Source organism: Pseudarcicella hirudinis (assembly GCF_900115665.1).
GTDB lineage: Bacteria > Bacteroidota > Bacteroidia > Cytophagales > Spirosomataceae > Pseudarcicella > Pseudarcicella hirudinis.
The window spans coordinates 62,455-85,557 of record NZ_FOXH01000021.1; the positions used below are offsets into that span (position 1 = coordinate 62,455).

General features: G+C 37.0%; 18 protein-coding genes. 3 read left to right on the plus strand and 15 right to left on the minus strand.

The genetic code is table 11. The features are described from left to right. Positions 1-30: 30 nt before the first annotated feature. Positions 31-846: a helix-turn-helix transcriptional regulator gene (locus BM179_RS23875; protein ID WP_092019696.1), complete on the minus strand. Its 816-nt coding sequence runs from the start codon at positions 844-846 to the stop codon at positions 31-33. Positions 847-1,117: 271 nt separating this feature from the next. On the opposite strand from BM179_RS23875, the gene BM179_RS23880 reads away from it, so the two are divergent. The 3 genes from BM179_RS23880 to BM179_RS23890 all read left to right on the plus strand — a co-directional run bounded on the left by BM179_RS23880 (position 1,118) and on the right by BM179_RS23890 (position 5,559). Then, positions 1,118-3,532 (plus strand): ABC transporter permease, encoded by a 2,415-nt coding sequence (locus BM179_RS23880; RefSeq protein ID WP_092019697.1) that lies wholly within the window; start codon positions 1,118-1,120, stop codon positions 3,530-3,532. A gap of 276 nt (positions 3,533-3,808) precedes the next feature. Further along, entirely contained in the window at positions 3,809-4,405 is a 597-nt protein-coding gene (locus BM179_RS23885; protein WP_092019698.1) for a TetR/AcrR family transcriptional regulator, read from the plus strand. A gap of 11 nt (positions 4,406-4,416) precedes the next feature. Beyond that, entirely contained in the window at positions 4,417-5,559 is a 1,143-nt protein-coding gene (locus tag BM179_RS23890; RefSeq protein ID WP_092019702.1) for an FAD-dependent oxidoreductase, read from the plus strand. Positions 5,560-5,834: 275 nt separating this feature from the next. Here BM179_RS23890 and BM179_RS23895 read toward each other — a convergent pair whose 3' ends face one another. The 14 genes from BM179_RS23895 to BM179_RS23960 form a co-directional block, all read right to left on the minus strand. Beyond that, the gene (locus tag BM179_RS23895) at positions 5,835-6,173 is read right to left on the minus strand and encodes a hypothetical protein (RefSeq protein WP_092018837.1); all 339 of its coding nucleotides are present in this window, start codon (positions 6,171-6,173) and stop codon (positions 5,835-5,837) included. Between the two features lie 28 nt (positions 6,174-6,201). After that, positions 6,202-9,141: a phage tail protein gene (locus BM179_RS23900; protein ID WP_092018838.1), complete on the minus strand. Its 2,940-nt coding sequence runs from the start codon at positions 9,139-9,141 to the stop codon at positions 6,202-6,204. A gap of 4 nt (positions 9,142-9,145) precedes the next feature. Further along, entirely contained in the window at positions 9,146-12,859 is a 3,714-nt protein-coding gene (locus BM179_RS23905) for a hypothetical protein (RefSeq protein WP_092018839.1), read from the minus strand. 6 nt (positions 12,860-12,865) lie between these two features. Further along, positions 12,866-13,852 carry a phage tail domain-containing protein gene (locus BM179_RS23910; protein ID WP_092018840.1) on the minus strand — a complete coding sequence of 329 codons (987 nt, stop codon included), beginning with the start codon at positions 13,850-13,852 and terminating at the stop codon, positions 12,866-12,868. Position 13,853: 1 nt separating this feature from the next. Then, on the minus strand, positions 13,854-17,540 hold the full coding sequence (locus BM179_RS23915) for a hypothetical protein (protein WP_092018841.1): 3,687 nt from the start codon (positions 17,538-17,540) through the stop codon (positions 13,854-13,856). A gap of 199 nt (positions 17,541-17,739) precedes the next feature. Next, positions 17,740-18,186, minus strand: a complete 447-nt coding sequence (locus BM179_RS23920) for a hypothetical protein (protein WP_092018842.1) — start codon at positions 18,184-18,186, stop codon at positions 17,740-17,742. Then, positions 18,186-18,695 (minus strand): hypothetical protein, encoded by a 510-nt coding sequence (locus BM179_RS23925; RefSeq protein WP_092018843.1) that lies wholly within the window; start codon positions 18,693-18,695, stop codon positions 18,186-18,188. Before BM179_RS23925 ends, BM179_RS23920 begins: the two co-directional genes overlap by 1 nt. Positions 18,696-18,746: 51 nt before the next feature. After that, positions 18,747-19,022 (minus strand): hypothetical protein, encoded by a 276-nt coding sequence (locus tag BM179_RS23930; protein WP_092018844.1) that lies wholly within the window; start codon positions 19,020-19,022, stop codon positions 18,747-18,749. A 33-nt stretch (positions 19,023-19,055) separates the two neighbouring features. Further along, complete coding sequence (locus BM179_RS23935) at positions 19,056-19,721, minus strand: DUF6808 domain-containing protein (RefSeq protein WP_143095273.1); 666 nt, start codon at positions 19,719-19,721, stop codon at positions 19,056-19,058. Further along, the gene (locus BM179_RS23940) at positions 19,718-20,134 is read right to left on the minus strand and encodes a hypothetical protein (protein ID WP_092018846.1); all 417 of its coding nucleotides are present in this window, start codon (positions 20,132-20,134) and stop codon (positions 19,718-19,720) included. The genes BM179_RS23935 and BM179_RS23940 overlap by 4 nt, the downstream gene beginning before the upstream one ends. Next, positions 20,118-20,738, minus strand: coding sequence for a glycosyl hydrolase 108 family protein (locus BM179_RS23945; RefSeq protein WP_092018847.1), 621 nt, complete (start codon positions 20,736-20,738; stop codon positions 20,118-20,120). The genes BM179_RS23940 and BM179_RS23945 overlap by 17 nt, the downstream gene beginning before the upstream one ends. A gap of 54 nt (positions 20,739-20,792) precedes the next feature. Next, on the minus strand, positions 20,793-21,026 hold the full coding sequence (locus tag BM179_RS23950; RefSeq protein WP_092018848.1) for a hypothetical protein: 234 nt from the start codon (positions 21,024-21,026) through the stop codon (positions 20,793-20,795). A gap of 84 nt (positions 21,027-21,110) precedes the next feature. After that, positions 21,111-22,046 (minus strand): phage major capsid protein, encoded by a 936-nt coding sequence (locus BM179_RS23955; protein WP_092018849.1) that lies wholly within the window; start codon positions 22,044-22,046, stop codon positions 21,111-21,113. A gap of 42 nt (positions 22,047-22,088) precedes the next feature. Further along, on the minus strand, positions 22,089-23,033 hold the full coding sequence (locus BM179_RS23960; protein WP_092018850.1) for an HK97 family phage prohead protease: 945 nt from the start codon (positions 23,031-23,033) through the stop codon (positions 22,089-22,091). Positions 23,034-23,103: the final 70 nt, after the last annotated feature.

Consider the following 23,103-nt stretch of genomic DNA (forward strand, 5'->3'; position numbering starts at 1 on the left):
CACGCGACAAAATTGTAAAAATGCGACAAGCTATTCTGTTTCTAAAAACAAGGAAGACATTTTAAGGCTGGAGGCATAAAACTTTTTAGGGCTTATTCCGGTAAATTCTTTAAAATCTTTGATAAAATGTGCCTGATCATAATAATAGCCCTCGTAAGCCACGGAGGTAAGGCTGGCAAACTCTTTGTTCGCTATCATTTTCAAAGTTGCCTGTAACCTGATTATCCTCGAAAGTTTCTTAGGGCTAAGTCCGATGACTGACGAAAACTTCCGTTCCAATTGTCTGCGATTGATGTTTAAATGTTCTGATAATTCATCAACCGAGAGTTGACCATTCAAATGCAGCATCGTTTCTACACTTGACTTAACAATTCTGTCAATAGATTCAGGCCTGATTAATCTGTTCATCAAAAAAGCTTCTATCAACCTGACTCTGTCTTCATTTGTGACAGCATTTAAGATCAGACCTTCGAGTTCAGCCCCTTCATTATCAAACAGTTCCGGTAAAGGTACTGCTCTGTTTTCCATCTGATTAACCGGGATTGCAGCAAAAGGGACAAAACCTTCCGGATGAAACCGAATGGCAAAAATATTAGTCAAGCCGGTAGCTTCTATTTCCAGAGGCTGAGTGATTTGTCCAAAAACAAAACTTCTGGGCTGAATTACATAACCGCCATCTTCAGCATATTGCTTGTAAGGATCTCCACAATTAAAGATCATTTCCATACAACCATCCGGCACAATTCTTTGTCTTTCAGGACTTTCTTCCTGAGGAGCTTCTAATGTCCAGTAACACTTAACAAATGGGCATAAATCTGAAACTGGAGAAATCGTATTATAATTCATTTCACCTAATCTTAATTGTTTGTCTCATTTAAATCATTAATATAACAGGTAAAATGCAAAAGTTACTTATACCTTGCTCTAATATGCCTTTTATTAATCAAACAGCTTCTTCCGAAAGGCATAAATGTTGTCCATATGCGTACAAAAAGTGTCCGTTTTCGAACACTTCTTATTTTCAAAATAATCATAACTCATTGTAAAAAAGCAACTTAATCACACTGGCATAGATTTAGATATATATTCTTAATGTTTACAAACCAACCCAGAGGCTATGCTGAGAAATTATCTGAAAATCGCTTTTAGAAATCTTGCGAAAAACAAGATCAGTTCTTTAATCAATATCTGCGGACTGGCAGTAGGCATGGCTGTGGCAATGCTTATCGGACTTTGGATTTATGATGAACTGTCATTCAATAAATATCATGAGAATTACGACCAGATTGCACAGATAAGACTTTTAGCTACCGATCCTAATACCGGTATAACAAGTGGCGGAGAATCCACGCAATTTCCAATGGGTGCTGCTCTGAAAAGTAATTATCAGCCTTACTTTAAGCATATTCTGATGAGCTACTGGTCAAGTGATTATACTTTGTCATTCGGGGAAAAGAAGCTTCCGGTTAAAGGTCAGTTTATTGAAGCGGCTGTGCCTGATATGCTTTCCCTAAATATGATAAAAGGCTCCCGTTCTGCCATGAACGACCTTCATTCTATTATTCTTTCCCAATCAACTGCTAATGCAATTTTCGGACAGGAAGATCCTCTTGAGAAAAGTTTAAAAATAGATAACCGCATTAATGTTATCGTAAAAGGAGTTTATGAAGATTTACCTAAAAACAATCGTTTTAATGAGGTCAGATTTTTTGCTCCCTGGGATTTGTGGGTTGCTTCCAACGATTGGGTAAAGAAATGCGAAAATAACTGGGATAATAGTTCTTTTAATATTTTTGTACAATTACGGCCGAATGTTTCTGTAGAAACCGCAAATGCGGCGGTAAAAAACTTTTTCATTCAATATGGCCCGAAAGAGCTTAAAGAGGACGCAAAGAAATATAAAGTTGAATTACTCCTATACCCAATGCGTCAATGGCATTTGTATTCAGAATTTAAAGATGGAAAACCTGAAGGAGGCCGTATTACATTTGTTTGGTTATTTGGTGTGGTTGGCATATTCGTTTTATTGCTGGCATGTATTAATTTCATGAACCTGAGTACTGCCCGTTCAGAAAAGCGTGCCAAAGAGGTAGGAATCCGCAAAGCAATCGGATCTATCAAAGGACAGCTTATTCAGCAGTTTCTGAGCGAATCGTATTTAGTTGTCATGCTGGCTTTCATACTTTCCATCATGCTTATATCCATGTCACTTTCATGGTTTAATGAACTGTCTGACAAGGATCTGTCCTTACCATTCACCAAACCGGTTTTCTGGTTGATCAGCTTAACATTCATGGTATTTACCGGGTTTTTAGCCGGACTTTACCCTGCTTTTTATTTATCTTCATTCCAACCTGTCAAAGTGTTAAAAGGAACTATCCGTTCCGGTCGCCTGGCCTCAGTTCCCAGAAAAGTTCTGGTAGTTATTCAGTTTACGGTTTCTGTGGTTTTGATTATCGGAACCATTATTGTGTACCAGCAGATTGAATATGCCCGCAACAGACCAATCGGGTACGACCGGGAAGGTTTAATAACTGTTCCAATGAACGATCCTAATTATACGGGAAAGAATGAATTGTTAAGAAATGAATTGCTGAATACAGGAATGGTTTCGGAAGTGGCTTTCTCTTCCAGTCCTTTAACAGCAGTTTGGAATAACATCGGAGGATTCTCCTGGAAGGGAAAAGATCCTGAGCTGGAATCAAGTTTTGCCTCTACGAACGTTTCGCACGATTTTGGAAAAATGGCAGGCTGGAAATTCATTGCCGGAAGAGATTATTCAAAAGCTTTTGTTACAGATTCTGCAGGTGTAATTATCAATGAGACAGCTGCTAAATATATCGGACTGAAAAATCCTGTTGGTGAATATATTAAAAACTACGATGGCAAACAGTCCTGGAAGATCATCGGAGTAATCAAAGATATGATTATGGATTCGCCTTATGAACCTGTAAAAAAGGCATTTTTCTTTTTAGACAACAGATATACTTTTGCAACTCAGTTAGATCTGAAAATTAAGCCAACTGTAAGTGCTGCTGATGCCCTGGCAAAAATAGAACCCGTGTTTAAAAGGCTGGTACCATCAGCCTCTTTCGATTATAAATTTGTGGATGAAGAATTTGCCAGAAAATTCGGCCAGGAACAGCGTATCGGGAAACTGGCCACACTTTTTGCCATTCTGGCTATTTTCATTTCTTGTTTAGGGCTTTTCGGACTGGCTTCATTTGTAGCAGAACAACGTACCAAAGAAATAGGAATCCGCAAAGTTTTAGGAGCCAGTGTGGTTAATCTCTGGCAATTATTATCGAAAGATTTTATTGTATTAGTCATTATTTCCTGTATTCTTGCCACTCCTCTGGCCTATTATTTCATGAACAACTGGTTACAGAAATATACTTATAAAACAGAAATTCATTGGTGGACTTTCCTTGCGGCCAGTGCCGGAGCTTTATTCATCACGCTTCTGACAGTTAGTTACCAATCTGTTAAAGCTGCATTAATGAATCCAGTAAAATCGCTTAAAACTGAATAGTTTCAGAATTTTCCGGTAAAAATTCAACTTAAAATCCCCCTGAAGTACCAATTAAGGATATTTCAGGGGGATTTTGAGTTAACAACGTTAATCCTCACAACAGGCAGCTCTTACGCAATTCCTTTTTCTACAGTATTTTCTTTTTTTGAGCTAAGAATTTCCGGGCTGAAAAATAAATATTTAAAAAGTCAGGGTAATATTTTGTAAGTAAACAAACGTTTACTTACTTTGCAATATCATTTAGCATTTCCAATTGCAGGAGAAAATATATTTACAATGAGACCTAAAAATTTAGAGAAAGAGGAGGCCATTCGTTCCATCGCTTTACAAATCATTGCAGCAGAAGGCCTGGAAAATTTAAGCATGCAGAAACTGGCAAAAGCAGCTAACGTATCTCCCCGTACGATCTATATAAAGTATGAAAACAAAGAAGATTTTCTGATAAAGCTTTTTATTGATGAGGTGTTAGGGGCTTACGAAAAAGCTGTCCTTGAAAATTTCAGCCAGGAAATGGATTTTGCGGAAGGTGTAAAAAAGATCTGGTCTAACACTTTTCAGTATTTAAAAAACAACAGACCCCATTTCGCACTGATTCAGCATGGAAAAGCCTCTCCGCTTCTCAATAAGGCATTTCAGAAGGAAAATATTAAAGAAGGGCATTTTTTTGCACCAATTCATCACTTTTTAGCCCTCAATATGGAAAAGGGCATTATCAGAAATTTCCCCGATGACGTCCACCGTGCAATGTTGTTTTCCCCGCTTTTGGATTTAGTAAATGAGTATTTTGATTACCTGGACAGACCTGTTCAGATTATTACAGAAGATGTGCTTTTAGAATGCTGCGAAGCAATCATAAAAGGAATGTTAAAATAAAAACAAGAACAATGAATATACTTACCAATAAAAAAATAGCAATTATAGGCGGAGGTCCCGGTGGATTGACCCTCGCAAGACTTTTACAAATGAATGGTCTGGATGTAAAAGTATATGAAAGAGATACTGACAAAGATGCCAGAGCGAAGGGTGCGACCTTAGATTTGCATGAAGAGTCTGGTTTACTGGCTCTCCGGGAGGCCGGACTGATGGATGAATTTAAGGCAAATTATCGTCCGGGAGCTGACAAATTACGTATCATTGACAAGCAGGCAAATATTGTGTGGGACGACAGTGCTAACAGGGAAGAAGAAAGCAGCAGGCCCGAAATTGATCGTGGTCCTTTGCAGAAAATTTTACTGGATTCACTGCAAACCGGTACTGTTGTATGGGATAGTCATTTTACCTCACTTTCTCAGCAAGGAGATCAATGGAAGATAGTATTCAAAAATGGTCATTCGGTCATTGCGGATGTGGTAATTGCCGCTGATGGAGCAAATTCAAAAATCCGCCCTTACATCACACCGGTTAAGGCTTTCTATTCAGGTATTACAATCGTTGAAGGGGCTGTACATCATTCCGAAACCGCAAGTCCGAATATTCATAAACTCCTCAACGGAGGGAAAATCTTTGCCATGGGAGATGAGAAAAGCCTGATTATAAGCTCTAAGGGCGATGGAAGCCTTGTTTTTTATACTGGTTGTAAAAAGGACGAATTATGGAGCCGTGAATGTGGCATTGATTTCTCAGACAAAGCTCAGGTGATTGCTTGGTTTAAAGAGGAATATCCCGGCTGGGATAATGTATGGCTGGAATTATTCGAAAATGCTGAAACACAATTTGTTCCCCGTCCGCAATATTGCATGCCTTTTGACCAAAACTGGGAAACCATACCAAATCTTACAATGCTCGGCGATGCGGCACACCTTATGCCTCCGTATGCGGGCGAAGGGGTAAATATGGCGATGTTGGATGCCCTGGAATTAAGCAAACAGCTTTGCAACCCGAATTTTCCTGATATCCGATCTGCGATATCAGCTTATGAAAAACAGATGCTCAAAAGGGCCTCTGAAGTGGCGGCTATCACCATGGAATCAACGGCTTCTCTACACTCCGAAAATGCCATTTTATTTCTGATGGAAGTAATTGGCTAAAAGCACAAAGCACGTATCTATCTGGCTACAAACACTTTGATCCAATATCAGATTCGGAAAACATGTTAATATTTCAGCTAAACAGAGTCCGAATTACAGCTTTTCCGAATCTTATTTCAGCTTTCTGCCCAATACTTTTTTCTCCCGCCGCACTTATAAAAACACAGATTTAATTCAGAATGATACTTTATCTTTATGTATAAACCGCAAAACGATTTGTACACAAATATAGAAACGAAATGTGTCAATTTCCCGCAAAAGTAAAAGCAAGGTAGTTAAACCCTGCTTTTACTTAATAGTCTCATTTCAGAATGTTTTTTAGAAATATCTACAATACTAGGCGGTATATATCCTTCTCCAACTGCATACTCAAAATGCTTCTCTTTGTCCGTTCTTATAGATACTTCTGCTAAATCTGCTCTTGAAGTATGGTAAGCAATACAAGCAATTGTACCACACTGATTAAATTGTTCTTTAGCTGGCATCTTCTTAAAGTAACTATGCTTACTCATCATTTGTCGGATTCTAAGGAGGTGATACTTTAGTTTATCAAAGTTTTTATCCTGTCCGTAATAGTCAAACACAAGCTGTTCAAATTGTTTATCCTTTTTCATAACGGTTAAAACACGGTTTAAATACAGTTTAAAAATTCTGACCACATACATACCAATAAGTACCAGTGAACTTGCATGTCACAGCTCCACCATCCGGAATTGTAACTGACGAATAACCCCTGATAGAGTTATAGATAAACATAGCCTTTCCCATATTCAAGTTAATAACAGCAACCTCTTTTCCTGGATTAGCAAGCCCCGTAAATGTAACGCCTGAGTCTCCTGAGCCTTGCGGATTAATACAAACCATATCCCAGTCCGATACATCCAAATTAAGGTTCTGATTATTCAAAGTAGTCTCATACGTCCTTCTACCGTTGATTACTGCATTACTCAAAATAGCTTCACCTTCCGGACACCAAAGAGCTACATTCCTGGATGAACTATTAGCAGCTCTCAGCTCTGCTGCAATGTTCCAACCAAAATTAGAGCCTTTTTGCTCTATAACAATAGATGCTTTGTCTGATGAAGTAGCAGGCTTAACATTTGTTCCAAATCCTGCAAACTGACCAGCCGGGTCATTTCGCAAAATAATCATCGCTTCAGATACGAAATTATTAACGATGCTATTATTGAATATACTCAGAACTCCAAAATTACCCGATGTGGCATTAATAAAGCCTTGTATGACAGCTCCAACGGCGTACATTGCACCATTCTGCAATACTTTAAAAGGTGCTGAAGCACGGTTTAAAAAAGTTTCACCTGCCCAAAATCTCACGTCTGAATCGGAACTACCCGCCCCGGTCACTCCCGCCTTTATATTTGAGTTATCCCCGGCTACCTGTAAAGTTCCAGACGTAACTAATCCGCCATCAATCACCGTCTTTGTATTATCATATTTTGTTGCATCTTCCCAATCTGATGAACTAAATGAACCTGAAGAACGTGCGGTTTTACAACGATATAAAAAGCTTCCATCCGTCCATAGATCGCCTATTTTATACGGAGTTATTGGAGTAGTAGTAAAGTGACGTGTTGATTTAGTTGCAAGATCGCTTACAAGCTCCTTTTGTCCGTCGTTATTGGTAAAAGTGATCTTTCCGCCAATTTCTGCCAAATCCAAATCAAAATAGGTACTTCCATCAAAGCTTTGAATACGACCCGTTTTGATGAACCTGCCATTTATCGAAGTTGCTCCGTAAGTCAGGCTTATCCATCTAACACCCTCCATTACTGAATGCAGAACACCGACCAAAAAGTGATAATACAAAGTACTGTCATTTGTCTTTATTTGCTGTGTCGAGAATATTATCTGAGCATCATTGTAATCAACTTTATTACAACGTGCGTAAATATAGCGGGCGTTATTATCCGGAATAGTAACAGTTTGTCCGGATACTTGCCAGGTTCTAATTGTTTCTTCAATAAGATAATGAACAAGTATGCCCGAATTTACCTTGACTACATTTGCATCTCCATTGTAGTTTGGCTCAATAATAATTTGTAAAATAAACTGCTGTGATTTGACACCTACAACAAGCATACTTGTTTCTATGCTCAAAGGACGGATGTTTCCAGTATTAAAATAACCGTCCGGGTCAAATGTTAAGTTTAATAACTCCTGTGTTGTTTTCCAACCTAATTTTGCCTTTAAAGCATTATAGCCTTTACCTAAATTAACAATTACATTTTTTTGCTCTTTTTGCTCTTTAACAAGCATTTCCGAAACAGAATAGTTGACTGTATTAGAAAGTGAAAGAGTAATTTTATTAGCATTAACAAGCGGATAAGAAATACTTTGTATCCTTATGCCTCCTGTATAATTCAAGTTTGGAGCATTAATATTGATCACATCCCCTGCATAAATCTGATACGCAAAACCTGCTTCTCTGATGTATTTTTCATCAACGTTAACCAAAATAGCAAACTGAGGACGGCTGTTTTGACTTGCGTATTTATTTGCAGCATTGTATAATTCCGTTTCAGCGGCCGAAATGTAACTACTTGGCATAGTAATGCCTGCAAGGGTGTATCTGTCTCCTACAGCAACGGCAAATGTAGAATTTGGGGTTTCGTAACCAGTGTCATCCTTGTTGACTTGAAACGTAATTTCTTTAGTACTGGCATTATACTTTGTAATAAAAAACTCCTGTCCGTTTAACTCACCTGACTTAAAGATGATTTTAGCATGAGCATCAGTGATATTTTGCTCGTTGAGATCAAAATCAAGTGTATTGTCTATTATAGATGTAGGACTGGTAACTGAAGTAATAGTAGCTGTTCGACGTGGATAAATGTAATCAAATTCTAGAACGCCTTCTTTCCTCCCAAACTCTGAAACATTGTATTCAATTGGATTATTAAGCGTAAGCCTGTCTTGTCCATCTCTATATCCTGCTGTCAGATTCGTTGACCCACCGAAAGCATACCAAACGGTGGCATAAGATGAACTTGTAGATTGTCTGGTAATGTCATATGCTCCCTGGTTTCTTCCGTATCCAAGCGAAACGCCTTTTGCAGAACCCACCTTTTCAACAAGATAAATATTTTGATTATCTACATAGTATTCTAACTGGAATTTTGAGGCTATATCACTTAGTACTACTCTACAAGAAACGTCTTTAAATTCAAACAATTGGGGTTCTAAGTTTGGTGCAGCTCCTACATACCAGCCAGAACCCATTGAAGAAACCAATAAACCTAACAGCTCTGAAGGCGTACCAAAATAGCTGAATTTTGTACGACCTAAATGCTTTATAATACTATTATATAACTGATAAACTTCTCCTAAAAACTCCAATTCATACTTATATGTAGTTGCTGAAATCTGCTGTTTGAATGTTTCACCAACGATACTATATTTTTTCGAGTTCAGTAGTACATAATCTCCTATTTTAAGATTTATTGATGTGCTGGAAATGAAGTTAGCCACTACCTTTTCCTCACCCATAAGTGTTTGTGTAAACAAAGTTTGCTCATCTATCTCAAAATTGTAGACAGATGAGCCATTACGGTAAATAATCATATTCCTAGATATTAAATGATACTATGCCATCCTGAAAACAGGTGAAGTGTTTAATAGAAGCTGTTTTTGAGATTTTCCCCGGTGTGGCTGAAATCCCTAATTGATCACCTTTGACAATTGTTGAGTAAGTTTCTTGTAAAGTTGAAAATCTGTTTCCTTCAAACGTTCTTAAATAGCCCTTTACAATTACACGAACTAATGAACCTACATTAGCATCATCAATTGCAACACCAAATATTTTATTATCTGTAGACAATGCTTTTCTTACAAAACCTCCATCTAATGCGACTGCCATACCTTTTAAAATCACTTCAGAAGTGCGATTTCTTGAAAGAACATCGCTGAACTCAGGATAATAATCATTTGCAACTCCGTACATATCTGCTGTAGCTACACTTGAAATGACTGCATTAATTTCATCAAGTACTTGTTGGTTTGAATAATCTGACGGTACAGTATTGGCAGTTCCTGAGCCAACATAGTTTTTATTAAAAACAATATTGAAACTTGTTCCATCAATAATAACCGTTAAAGTTTTATTCGTAACACTACAGTCTCCAAGACGCTTTCCAAGACTCTTTATATACAAATCAGATGCTATACCTACCTTATCATCTCCACAATCCAATCGACCTATTGCATAACCCGATACGCCTGTATAACCATCCTTATAGGCATATCCAGATACGTTATTAACTCCAAAGTCATTTAGCCAGTCACCATTATATTTATTATCTTTAATTACAGTTGTAAATGCGGTTGAATTTGTATCAAAGCGTACAGTTGAAGTAGTACCTGTTGACTTGCTTGTAATTCTCAAAGCCAAACCTTTAAAGTTCGGTTCATACAACAATGGTGAATTACCAGAACCTAAAATCCTGAAGTCAGCATGATTAACATACTGGTCTGCAAGAACTGAAGGTATAAAAGGTATATCATCATGAGACATAATAAAACACCCTTCAAATCTACAGTTATTAAATTCTACTAAATCTTTCTTAGATGAACCAAGCGACTGAATTTTAGATGCAATTTTATCACCAGCCGGGTCAAGCGTTTCAAACCTGCAACTATTATAAGTTACTGAACTTGGTTTAGTAAAATTGCTGTTGTTGTGAACATATTGAGGCCATTTTTTTGAAATAAAAATAGCATTCTTAGCTACGATAATTTGACCATTGCTTGTACCTAACCCAAGAGGATGCCAGGAACTCCATGCAGTCGCATTTCCAGTATTTCCATTGTGCACCAATCGCACATTGATAATATTAGATGTAAAAAATGCACAACCTGTTTGCCCTCCATCAATATGTAAAGGATACCTCCCATTAGTATTTTCTATACTTACTTCTTCTAAGTTTCCAAAATCTGCGTGCCAATATGCAGTTTGATAATACTGATAAACTGAAGAACTAAGATTAGAGGGCAATGAACCTCTGATAATTACCCGATCTCTTGAAACACCTCTTACGGAAACAAAACTTTTACCACGCAAAAAACTAACCATTCCTGTAGTTATTCCGGCTGAATTATAATCAGTTGTTTGAGTCGCTTCATAGATTCCTTCATACACTAATATTTCATATTGCTTGTATTGTGAAGCATCTGTAATACTTTCAATACAATCCTGAATAGCTCTGTTACCTGCAAAATCACAGTCAGTTCCCGGTGTACCATTCCGCCTCACAACTTTTTGAATCTTTTGAGAAGTAATCGCAGTGAATCTATTATCTACGTATTGCAAAGTAGAGTATATATCCAATGGTTTTGCACCTGAGTATTCAACCATGAACCCAAGTGCATAGTAACTACTACTTCCACCGTAGGAAATGGCAGGATTAGCTTGTGCAAATCTGTTTCCAGTCAATCCAGTTCCTTTAAAAGCCATTTTAACAGAAGAAGCACTACCACCAACTGCAACAATTTGCCCTGCTAAAATTGCTTCATTTAGCGTAATAGTATTAAATCCAGCTGTTACAGTAAAATTTCCTAAACCTCGAACAAAAGTAGCAGTAGTGCCATTTGACGTAATAAGCAACAATGGAATTGTACCCGCTATATCACCCCAAAAATAAACCTCTTTAAGCGTTCCATTTTTATCTGAAACGCCTAATTCATTAAACTTCCATTGCCCTGTTATACTATCAAAACTTCCACCTCCGTTTAATTTTGTACCAAAGTTTTTTTGTACAACCGGGGTTCTATTTATTTCAGACTGCAAGGCATCTGCAAAACTCAAACCTGGTTGAACAAATCTTGCATCTGCATCAGCTTTCAAATATACAAGACCGGACAAATCAGCTGTCTTTAAAAAAGGCAGTAACATTGTTGAAAAATATTCATACAAACTATCTTGAAAAGTAGTTTGCGTTTGATATGTCGCACTACTTGAAATAATTCTGTAACTCTTTGAAATGATCGTTATGGTAATTGGTAAATTATAAGCACCTGTAGTATTTCTTAGCTGTATTGCAGGCTTGATCTCAGGAGAAGCAATTAAAACATTAATATCAGTATAGAGTCTGTAATATTCACCTGATATTTGCTCAAAATTAGAACTGGTACTAATTCCGTTTGAAAATGTAACTAACTGACCCTGTAAAGTGCCTTGTATTCTAATAATATATTCAAACCGGATTTGTTGTAAATTAAAGTAAGTGTTAAAATTCGATTTAATAGTATTAGCAGAATACAAAAGATAGGCATTATGCCCGGTGCTTCCGCTCGTAACTGAAATACTTGTATCCGTAACTGTTGCACCCCCCAAAGCTTCACCCGTTAAAATTGCAGTTACTTGCTGTCTTACTTCATAAAGTTTATTATTAGTTATTAATGACGCTGTAACATTATCTTTAGTTGAATACAAATCAGATACAAACTGCTTTGTCGCATATGGGTCAAGTGGCTTTGCATTTGTAGACTCAACTAAAAAACCAATGCAATAATAACTTCCTGCTGAACCGTATGCTAAAGCTGAACCAGTCCATTGTACAAATCTATTACCTGTTAAACCTGAAGTTTTAAATCCAAGCTTTACGGAAGTCGTACCATTGCCAACTGCAACAATTTGACCTGCTAAAATTGCTTCATTCAGCGTAATAGTATTAAATCCGGCCGTTACAGTGAAATTTCCTAAACCTCGAACAAAAGTAGCAGTAGTGCCATTTGACGTAATAAGCAGCAATGGGATTGACCCGGCCGAATCAACCCAAACGTAAACCTCTTTCAGCGTTCCTGTTTTATCCGATACACCTATTTCATTGAATCTCCATTGACCAAAGACAATATTATCAAAACTTCCACCTCCGTTTAATTTTGTACCAAATTCTTTAGTCGTTATCGGACTTCTGTTTATTTCCGACTGCAAGGCATCAGTAAACTCATTTTTCCTTAGATACCCATCTAAAAGCGTAAAGTATGTCCAAGTACTTTTGTTCCAAAGGAATATTGCCAGATCAGCATCTATTGTAATTTGAGTTGCACCATTATAATAAACACCACGATTAGCATAATAAACAGCTAGTTTATTTGGAGTACCAAGCTGAAAACCAGAATTTATTAATTCTGGCTTAACTTCTGCAAAGTTAGTTTGTGCAATTAAACTATATAGCTCCTGTGCATCGGTGTACATGGTAGTACCATCATTGTTTCGTCCGATAAGCATTTTTTCAGACAATCCAATTCCAGTGATTTTCTCTAAATCCTGCCAAAATTTCATATTATATTAAAGCTCGTTAATTTTAATTTTCATTCCGTTACTATTTGTTAGTAACTGGTTTGCATTTGTGTACAAATAATTATAATCTCTGTATCCGTTTTCCTGATCAATCGTAATTGGTTGACCTGTATTGGTAAGAATATTGACACCAGCATGATTTTGAAGGAAATTCCAATCAAGGTTACTTCCGACCTGAACGCACCTAACTGTTAATAAGCCAAATACTTCAGATGGTGTTATATAAACATCTGTTACCTGGAAACCGTCTTTTACAAAAAATGTCCTAAGAGCATCATGTCTGTATGTGATGGTTCGTAATCCTTCTTTTGCAAATAGTTTTGAAAGTGAATTAATCCGTGTTTGAAAGGCATTTAAATCACTTTCAACAATCAAACATTTTAGGGTTATTTCTCTAAAAGTTCTTTTTGTAATCTGATACCCTTCACTGCTATACGCTGTAAACTGTTGTGATTTTGTAGCAGGTAAATTATACCTTCCGTCAATTTCCAAAATATTTAATCCAAGCGTTTGAAAACTGATACCATCTATGCCATATAGTGTACCATCTGAAGCAGGAATATTTCCAACAATTGAAACTGAAGGCTGACGAAATAAAATCTCTATTTTAGCCAAACCACGATTGTAGTATTCTGCTTTTATTTCATCTTTCAGATAGACATCATAATTACCATAATCCGTTTCAAGCGTAATCAGTGAATTAAATTGTATAGCATCATAAAACTGATATAATCTCCTTAATAAATCGTTTTCAAATTCATGAGCCATGAGGGCGGTCAATTTAATATCACGCCCCCCAAACCTTATTTCGTCCGAGCGGACGTATGGCTCAATTCCGTTTTCATCTTGCCATTCATGATAAGTCTTCCCAATCCTCGCAGGCATATCAAAACACCCTTGCAATGCTATGTTACCATTTCCATTTTGGATTGGAATTATTCCATAGGTGCTTAAGTCTATACCTCCTAAAATCATATCACCAACCGTTATTGTATGCAGAGTTAGACTGCTTTGTATTAGAATTTATTGATTGTAACTCAGTGACAACTTTCTTAACCTCATTTACTGTATTAGCAGTATTTTGCTGTATGTCAAGCAGGTAAGTAGCCTGCTGACGAATTACCACTAAACTATCTGTTCCAACTCCGAATATTTTCTTTGTTATATCGTACTGACTTCTAAACAAACCCGCTAACTCGTTTCCAGTCGCTTCAGTAATACTTCTTTGTATTTGTCCTGACAATCCGGAAGAACCTGAACCACCTGTAGGACTTGTAGAAGGACTCGTAACAAGGTTTAAGCCTGTGATCTGTTGTAAAGCAGCAAATTGATCATTTGCACCACTTACAAGAGCATTGAATAACACCTTCAAATTTGCAATTTTCGAAGCATCCAAGTTACCTTCTGCTGTTGCCTTCGTGAACTCAGTATAGAACTTGTCCATTGCTTCAGCAAGTACCTTATTTTTGAATATGGATAAGGCTGCATCCTGCATTGTTTTTTCAAAAAAGTCGGCAAGGTCTTGAACTCCTGTTTTGCCTTGTTTAAACATTTCTAACAAACTGTCTGTTAGATTATCGCTGGTAGTTCCTGTGAATAGCTCAGCTAATTGTTTCCGTAAATCTTCAAGTTGCTTTTGTGCATCATATCCTTTTTGTTCAAGTTCTACAAGCCTTTCAACTGTATCCTTTTCCCAGCCAATCAATTTACCTTCTAAAAGGAGCTTCTTTAAGTCTTCAAAGTTTTTACCAAACAGTGAAGCATAGACATTTCTTGTTCCAGTTTCAAACCACAAAAAATTATCCTTCAGCACTTGTGAAATATACAAACCACCTTGAATCTTTTTATACAGTTCATCATACTCTTTCTGATATGCCTGCGTCTGCTCTGACAATACTTTATATTCTGCAATTACACTCCTGTATTTTGTTGTGTTAGATTTAGCTTCCAGTACCTGCCTTGCATACAATGCCTCCTGGTACTTCCTTTCACCCTCTAAAATACCCTGATAGAACTTTTGATATTGTGCATTAGCTTCTCCAAATAAACCTACGATTCCACCAATTGCGCTTAATGCTCCTGTTATTCCGCCTATTATATTTCCTGATGCAAAACCTGCAATAGACTGAGCAGCAGCAGCACCAATACCCACCAAACGAGACAAATCAGATAATGACTTACCAAGCTCCTGATTAAATTGTCCTACTTCATTTGATAGTCCTGAAAATGCACCAGATAAACTACCCAGGTCACTGGCTAAACCTTTAGCAATTTCTTCCGTAGTACCTTTTAGATACTCGAAATTTTTAGCAATCTTATCAGACCAGGTTACTTTACCATCACCATTAGTGTCAATCTCTTTTATCCTTGTTTTTATTTCAAGAAGTGCTTTAACAATCCGTTTTCTCTCACTCTCAGAAACGATACTTTGACCAAACTGATCAGTTTGCCCGATCTCAAGTATTAAGTCTCTGTAACGGCTTTTAAGCTCATCTAAGTTTGATTGTTCAACACCAACTTTTAACTTAACTTCTAAGCCGGATAATTCAGCTTCTAGTTTTTTAGCTAACTCAGTTGGAAGTCCAGAACCTTGCTTTAGCAATTCTCTGATAACTTCAATCTGAGCTTTCGCCTGTATCCTGGTTAACTCTACGGTATCAATAGCAAGTTTCTTATAAATGGCAGTTTTTTGCAAAGCTTCGTCTTTTGCCGATTCAATAGCTTTCTGCTTTTCTTCATTAAGAACTTCTAAGCGTTCAGAAGTTAAAGCACCTTTGTCAGATAGAGACTTCCTTTTCTGCTGATATTCTCTATCAATTTGTATTAATCTATCTGCGTAAGTCTTTGCAGACTCTATAGCATTTTTGTATATATCATCATCTGCTTTCTGCTTTTCATTAGTTGCAGTCTGAAGCGTTTTAGTTAGATATTCAAGTCTTTCTTTTTCACCCCCGGTTAGCGTCTCAGCTTGCTTACCTGAAAGCTTTTCATATTCCTGCTGTACAATTTGCAGATATGACTTATTAATATTTAGTTCTTTGGAGAATCTTTCATTTGCAGCCTGATCACCAAAATCCTTTTTAAAAGTTTCATAATTTGAGTAAATATTTTTCTGCTGTTCTAAGCTAATCTTTAGCTTTTCAGTATCCTGACGGTATTTCAAATCAGATATGGCAGATTCTTTTGTAGCATCCAATCCGGAGCCATCGACTTTAATTTTGTTCTGAGGATTTTTGTTGAATTTTTCAACCTCAGTACTAATTTTTTGGAAACGATCTCTGAGAGCCTGTAACTGTTCATCATCTTTACTTAGTCGTTTGCGGCTGTATTCTTGTTCAATTTCATAAACTTGACGTTGAAGACTTTCAGCAGCTTTGACATATGAATCATTTTTAGTTTCTTTTGTTAAATTTTTCCCAAGCACACCGCCCATTTTTGCCGCTTCAGCAGCTGCTTTGTCTTGCAAGCTTTTTGCTACTTGTTCAAGATTTTTCCTTTCTTTTTCAAGTGCCTCTACTGCATTTTCCCTATTTTTCTTAGCAGTTTCTTCATAGGCTTTTTTATACAATTCCTGATTTTTGTAATCCCCAGCCGTCAAGGCATTGAGAATTTTATTGCCTATCCCTACTGTTTCTTCTGGTTTTTTTAGATTCTCTTTTTCAGCCAGTAGAGCTTTTGTTGCCGCTTCCTCCAATGCTTTGTTTGCAGCAGCTTTATACAGAGTCATTTTAATATATTCGTCTGCATTATTTGCAAGTCCTTTCTCTACTTCAGCCAGATTTTTAACCTGTCCAGCTACTGCACCAATACTTTTATTATATTCTTCTACGACGGCTTTTTTATCGTATAGCCCTGTCTTTGCCAATTCAAGATTAATACGTAGTGAACTGACATTCTTAACAGCCTGTGAATATTCAGAACCTTCAGAAAGAGAATCTGAAAGAGCTTTATTAAACTTTTCAGTTTCAGATAATTTTTCTTTGAGAATGTCAAGTTTTGATATAAAATTGATTAATGGTTCTAACCCAAACGCAAGTAGTCCAGCAACCCCAATACCCGGCAAAATATTAGCTACCTTATATAACCCGCTCCAAAGCTTACCAACTACATTTTGATTTTTTTCAATTGCATTTCCAAGTGCATCAAAACCTACTTTTCCAACATTATTTACCCGTTGAATTTCTGCTTGTGTCTGCTGAAGCTTTAAATTATACTTTGATATAATTTCCGGATTATTGGAGGTGAGAGACATATTTGCATACAGCTCTGCTACCTTTTGTAATTTTTGCAGTTTACCAATTGGCTTTTCAACTTCATTGGCAATTTTATTACCTAAATCATCAAAACCCTGTTTTCCGATTACTGCTAACCTGGCCAATTGTTTTTCATATTCTTGAATTTTAGCATTTGCAAGCTCTATTGTCGTTTCATTTGTAGCTGTCTGAGCTATCTTTTGAGCTTCAGACAGCTTTCGTTTTAGACCTTCTACAAGTCCTTCTGTTTGCTGAGGATTAAAAGCATTTGAAAGATTGTCAGAAATACGCTTACCCGCTAACTCAGCGGTATCGGATACACCTTTTATTTCATTCTTAACTTGTGCTGTAGCAGTTTTCACTTCAGCAGAATTAATAAAAAAGTTTATATCTAAGTCTAAATCATTCATCTGTTTTTCAACCTTTCAAATAGTTGTTTGCCACTTACATTTACTTTAACACTTGATTTTTTAACTGTACGTGGAGAATCTGCCAACAACATTGTAATTGCTACCCAACTCCTTTTATAAAAAATCTCATTCCAGGACATCCCCGTTTTTTCCATAATATGATATAAAACCCCGAACAGGCTATTCATTCCTACTGATATTAACTCCTGTTCTTTGCTTGACCCAGAATCCTGAAACTCCTCATGAATCTGGTAATATTCATAAAATCCGATGAACCACCGAACACTATTAACATTTCGACCATCCCTAAAACTTGTTCAGCAGATCTATTTCTCATTAACCATTTTGCGATTATTTTATGCAATGCTTTTGATAAGTAGAAATTTCTAAACATACAGATAGCAAGCATTCTACAAAATGTTTCTAAGTGTTTTGCTAAAAGTCCTGTAGATTCTGCGATTGTAGGATTTTCTAGTTCATTGTCAGAAATTCCAGTTTCAGACAGATATTTTGACATTAACACAAGTTGAGAACAAGAAGGTTGATAAATTTTTGGCTTCCAAAGCCAAAGAAAAAGGGGCGGCTTAATATTTAAAGCTACCCCTTCTCTTAATAACGTCTTAGCAGCTTTTACTTCTACGTTCATTATGTCGTTGCTGGTTGAGTCCATTTATAATCAGGAACACTTACAAATCCCGTATCTGTTACCTCTACTTCACAAGCCAAGTGCATAATTTGGTTATCGGCCATCTGGAAATTTTTCGCAACCGTCCAACTACCACGTGGCACTTCGAATATCAGGTTGTCTAAGGTAGTAACCCTTAGGGCAAAAATCTTTTCAGTAGGTAAAGTTTTCGCCTTGTTAAAGGTTTTAACACCGTTCACAGTCGTCACCGTTCCGCCTAACAATTTTGCCATCATTTCGACTGAAACGTCTATTACGCTAAACGTAATAATGTCTTGACCAGGCGTGATACCAATTTTTACAGGAGAAGGGCTGCCAACCTTAAAAAACTTGTTTTTTGTCGGTGCCGACTCGTTCAGATAAACAGTATCTTTCAATACTGCGATCTGTGAATAATTAGTTGTTGTTCCATCAGTCGTACTAAAGTCTCCAATCTCTACTTTTGCACAACCTACGCTGTAAATTTCCATAATTTATTTTTTAAAATTGTTTAACTATAAGGTTTGCAGAGACTTTATCAATTAGCTGTTACCTTCAGTGTCATTTTCGCTTTCTTGCTCCTGATCAGGTACATCCACTAAACCGGACTTGCCACCTTTTTTAACAGGTTTCGAAGCTTTTGTGCTGGGGGTTCTTTCAACCCAAAGAACCTCCTTGTCTTCTAAAGTTTTTGCGTGATTTTTGGCATCATTTTCATTTGATTTTGTGAAAGCCTGATTATCTGAGGTTACAAAAAAACCTGATTCCTTAGGATATTGATTGAAAATAATATTCAATACTTCTTTTCTTTCCGACATTTTAAACGTGTTTTAAATAAGATTTGAAATTGATTAAAATTGAATGATTTGATATGATAAGCCTACACCGATGGTAGGAGTGAACTTTTGTACTGGATCATAACGATACCCGGCAAATAGACCTACTCCGAGCCGTTTTTTCCTTTCAGGTTCAAGGCTGAATCTCTGAACTGAGTAAATGTGTGCATTCGGGTCAGCAATTGAAATATCCCGGAAGGTTCGTTTTCCGGTCAGCCAATTGCCTTTTGTATATTTCACATCAATCAACTCTACATTGTAAGAATACTGAAGTGTTCTGGTATTGGTATTTAGCCTTGCAGTTAACCATTTGTTTTCATACACATAGTTAACTGAATCCCGAATGGCTACTTTGACAGTATCTGAAACTACCGCCCTAACCCTTGTCAATTCTTCCAGCTGTGAAATTTTCAGCTTTAGTTTATTGACTAATGTATCTGCAAAACCCTGACTTGCAATCTGTTTTTCAGCGTCAGTTTTTACTAACACTTCTTTATATACGACATGCTCTACTGAATCGACTTTTATCTTGTACCTGGTCTGAATTGCATTACCATTTACGGAAGCTATCGTTTCAATTCGTTTCTGTTGTCTGTAACTGTTACTAAATTGTTTGTAGTTGAAATACAAGCTTATCAACAATAGCAAACAGGTAGTAAAAGCGAAAATTTGTAGTCTCATTGGCTGGCATATGAGTATCTTGCTTCATACTCTAAGCGTAACTTTTTATTCCTACTGTAGAGATTCTGTATTTTCCTTATCTCAGCTTCATTAGAATCAATTGCAATTTTCATTTTCCGATTCTGTTCAGAAAGCTGATTTGCAAGCAGCCTGTTTTCAATCAATACCGCCTTATATCCGGTTACACATGTATCACAGACACCAAACGAATTTTGATTTACCTGTTCAATTTCTTCACGTAGCTTTTTGATTTGCAGTACCTTTTTAACATGCTGAGCAATATCAGTAGTTTTTACAGCTGAAGGATGCTTTTTTACAACCTGAGTCTTTTCCTTTACCTCGGGAGTTGACAAACAGCCTATCACAAATAACAAAGCAAAAATGAATGCAAATTCTTTAAACATATTTTTCATGGAGATGAATTTTTTTGAGGTTAACGATTCGATTAATCCAGCCACGTAGGAACTTTCTTTGACTGCCTACGCCAATTTTTTTGTAATAAGAAGCTCTGTAATTGTAAATTTTTGTATATAACTTTTTGCTATTTGCCTGATTGATTTTTTTTACTGTTTCAGAGCCTAATACACCATCTCTTTTTGCTCCTACTAATCCCTGAATTGCTTTTAAATGTATATTCCCTCGTCCTGGTCCACAATTCACAAGAATGTCTGTAATTACTTCAGCAACTGCCTGATTTTTAATTTCATGAGCTTTAGCCTGCTTCCAATACATAAATTTATATATCGGCTTAATGTCTTTTTGTGTTGTCATTGAAAGATCAACACTTGTTAATTTGCCATCCCGGTTTTTATCACATACAAGGGCAATTGATTTATTACAGGCAATCCGGTAAGTTTGAAATGTTACTCCGAACTTTGTTGCGCCACCACGATCATATTGCACAATTGTAAATAAGATACCTTCAGCTTTTAACAAATGAGGGAAATACTTTTCAAAATCGGCTGCTTTAGAGGTATTACATATAAATACAATTAGAAATAACAATAAACGCTTCATAAGGGTTTGTTTAAGTGGAGCGTTGCCAATCGCTCCACTGTTAAATGATTGTTTTTACTGAGATGCTTTTTCAAAATTAAGATAGTAGTAATCACCTCTTTTAAAGAACTCGGCGCCTTTAGTTCCCTTACATACATTTAGTGTAAGGTGACCCGCCGGAGTAGATTTTGAATAGTCTGCATTTTCACCATCCGTTCCATATACTACGCTAAAGGAAACAGCAAGCGAATCTTTAAAATGACCAATCTCTACGATTGAATTACATTGAAATTTTGCTTTGACCGACATGATAAATTTGATTAAAATGGGAGTGATTAAGCATCAAACACTCCCGGTTAGACTTCGTCTCAGTATGCTTTTTTATGGTTTACATTATGCTTTGTTGATGCTGAGAATTGCAGCACAATGTTGCACACGCATGTTGACTGCAAGAAAATAGTGCCTGTAAGCAAGCGTATTCACTTGATTTTTTGCATCCAACTCAGAAGGCGTATAATACTGTTTTGTTTTCCCTGTTTTCTTGCCAATATTTTTAACTACGAAAACAAACGATGCCTGGTATTGTCCAGCTGAAGGGGAAGCCCCAAACGCAAGTTTAGTTTTTGTACTGCTATTAAAATATGGATTCTGAGCATAACGGAAAATCTCAAAGCCAAGAATGCGAGGTGCTGGCTTACCTTCCGTATAGTTTACCAGTTGATCACCAAAATTCTTCCTGTCCAATAGCAGGTCATTCCAATGATCATCACACAAAATCAATCGCCTTCCCTCAGCTGGCATTTTCGGATTAGCCGAGTCACATGCTGCCTTTAAATTTACCAATGCTTCATACGAAGCCTTTAAGCGTTCCCCGGAAGCTTCAGTTCCAACGCCAGTCACTAAAATAACAGGTGTAGCAGCAGTATTTGCAGCAGGTGCAATTGCGTGAGCTGCTTTTATGAATTTCTTTACCAAAATCGCTTCAGTGTGAGAATTTGTCGCAGAGTCAATTCTGTTGTATGAAGCTCCCATTGCCTGATCGTCTGTAATTGTCGTAGGCAAAGATGAGAATTTATCAAGTGAAATTGTTGTCTCAGAATCCGTATAAGCTTGTAATGCCAGCGGATATGTAGTATTATTCACCAGTACGTCTGGCGAAAAATCCGTATTAGAAATATGGATAATATTTGCTTCAGTGGCAGTTCCAGAACCTACCTCAATTACGGTTGTGTCAAGCTCAGGGATACCATCTAACCAGGGTGCATTTGCGGCATCGTTGATATTTCGCTCAACTCTTGCTTGCCACATTTCAGGATAATTTGCAGGCATGTATTTTTTAAATTTAAGGTGATAAGATTTTTTTTATGAGTACTATTTAAAAAGAGCCTTGTACTCGTCAGGATGTTCTTTTTTGAAGGCTAGCTTGGCCTTATCGCTCAACTTTTCAAACTCGTCAACATTTTTCGGATTTCCTGAATCGCTTCCAGGAATAGTTACACCGCCTGATAATTGTGTTTTAGCTGGAATTTTTGAAAGAGCAGCGAAAGCAAGTGAATAATTATCTTTAGCCATCTTTTCCCATTCTGCTACTTCAGATTCAGTGATCTTTCCGGCTAGCTTTGCTTCGTTAATAAGTGCTTTAGATTGCGTTTCGGCAATACTGGAAAGCTTCTGTTTAGTTTGTTGATGTTCCGCTTGCTCAGTGGTAAACTTCTGTAATAAAGTAGCAATGTGAGTGTCCAGCTCAGCGGCTGTTTTAGGTTGTTCATTCAGCCCTAATGTCATTAAAGAAGCAACCGACAAAGTGATTTTTTCCATTTTTATTTCCGTATTTTCGTTTTGTTTGTTTTCGTCTAAAAAAGAAAGCTGAAGCTTTACTTCGTCTCCCGTTAACAGCTTCTTAGTAGAAGCATCGTAAAGTCTTAATGAATTTGCATTTGAAGGAACAGCACAAATACTCACTTCAAAAAGTTCACACCTTAACAATAGCCATGACCCGTCCGGCTGTTGTTCCATATCATCCCTGCTGAAGCTAATACCCATAGAGCAGCCTATTACAAATCCTCTTTCTACCTTCCCTTCAATTGTTTTAGCATAAGCGTCTTCAGAGTCAAATAAAGGTTCACCACTTAGGATTACCCCTTCAACTGATATATTATCCCATTTACCAATTACGCTGTCCAGGCTATTCCAATGATCTGCCAACATTACTGGATTAGCTGAGAATCTATTGAGGATAATTCCGGATGTCTTTATCTTAAAATTGTAAGAGTTTGTTACTGTTTCGTCATTAAATACAAACTTCTTCTTTGCCATTTCTTATTATTTGCGTTTTGTTGATGCAAATATGAAACCTTACACAACTACTTGAAAATAAGCATGTAAG

Excerpts from the sequence above, each read along its gene's own strand:
- BM179_RS23875 (WP_092019696.1), bottom strand. The coding sequence starts at position 846 with ATGAATTATAATACGATTTCTCCAGTTTCAGATTTATGCCCATTTGTT.
- BM179_RS23880 (WP_092019697.1), top strand. The coding sequence starts at position 1,118 with ATGCTGAGAAATTATCTGAAAATCGCTTTTAGAAATCTTGCGAAAAAC.
- BM179_RS23885 (WP_092019698.1), top strand. The coding sequence starts at position 3,809 with ATGAGACCTAAAAATTTAGAGAAAGAGGAGGCCATTCGTTCCATCGCT.
- BM179_RS23890 (WP_092019702.1), top strand. The coding sequence starts at position 4,417 with ATGAATATACTTACCAATAAAAAAATAGCAATTATAGGCGGAGGTCCC.
- BM179_RS23895 (WP_092018837.1), bottom strand. The coding sequence starts at position 6,173 with ATGAAAAAGGATAAACAATTTGAACAGCTTGTGTTTGACTATTACGGA.
- BM179_RS23900 (WP_092018838.1), bottom strand. The coding sequence starts at position 9,141 with ATGATTATTTACCGTAATGGCTCATCTGTCTACAATTTTGAGATAGAT.
- BM179_RS23905 (WP_092018839.1), bottom strand. The coding sequence starts at position 12,859 with ATGAAATTTTGGCAGGATTTAGAGAAAATCACTGGAATTGGATTGTCT.
- BM179_RS23910 (WP_092018840.1), bottom strand. The coding sequence starts at position 13,852 with ATGATTTTAGGAGGTATAGACTTAAGCACCTATGGAATAATTCCAATC.
- BM179_RS23915 (WP_092018841.1), bottom strand. The coding sequence starts at position 17,540 with ATGAATGATTTAGACTTAGATATAAACTTTTTTATTAATTCTGCTGAA.
- BM179_RS23920 (WP_092018842.1), bottom strand. The coding sequence starts at position 18,186 with ATGAACGTAGAAGTAAAAGCTGCTAAGACGTTATTAAGAGAAGGGGTA.
- BM179_RS23925 (WP_092018843.1), bottom strand. The coding sequence starts at position 18,695 with ATGGAAATTTACAGCGTAGGTTGTGCAAAAGTAGAGATTGGAGACTTT.
- BM179_RS23930 (WP_092018844.1), bottom strand. The coding sequence starts at position 19,022 with ATGTCGGAAAGAAAAGAAGTATTGAATATTATTTTCAATCAATATCCT.
- BM179_RS23935 (WP_143095273.1), bottom strand. The coding sequence starts at position 19,721 with ATGAGACTACAAATTTTCGCTTTTACTACCTGTTTGCTATTGTTGATA.
- BM179_RS23940 (WP_092018846.1), bottom strand. The coding sequence starts at position 20,134 with ATGAAAAATATGTTTAAAGAATTTGCATTCATTTTTGCTTTGTTATTT.
- BM179_RS23945 (WP_092018847.1), bottom strand. The coding sequence starts at position 20,738 with ATGAAGCGTTTATTGTTATTTCTAATTGTATTTATATGTAATACCTCT.
- BM179_RS23950 (WP_092018848.1), bottom strand. The coding sequence starts at position 21,026 with ATGTCGGTCAAAGCAAAATTTCAATGTAATTCAATCGTAGAGATTGGT.
- BM179_RS23955 (WP_092018849.1), bottom strand. The coding sequence starts at position 22,046 with ATGCCTGCAAATTATCCTGAAATGTGGCAAGCAAGAGTTGAGCGAAAT.
- BM179_RS23960 (WP_092018850.1), bottom strand. The coding sequence starts at position 23,033 with ATGGCAAAGAAGAAGTTTGTATTTAATGACGAAACAGTAACAAACTCT.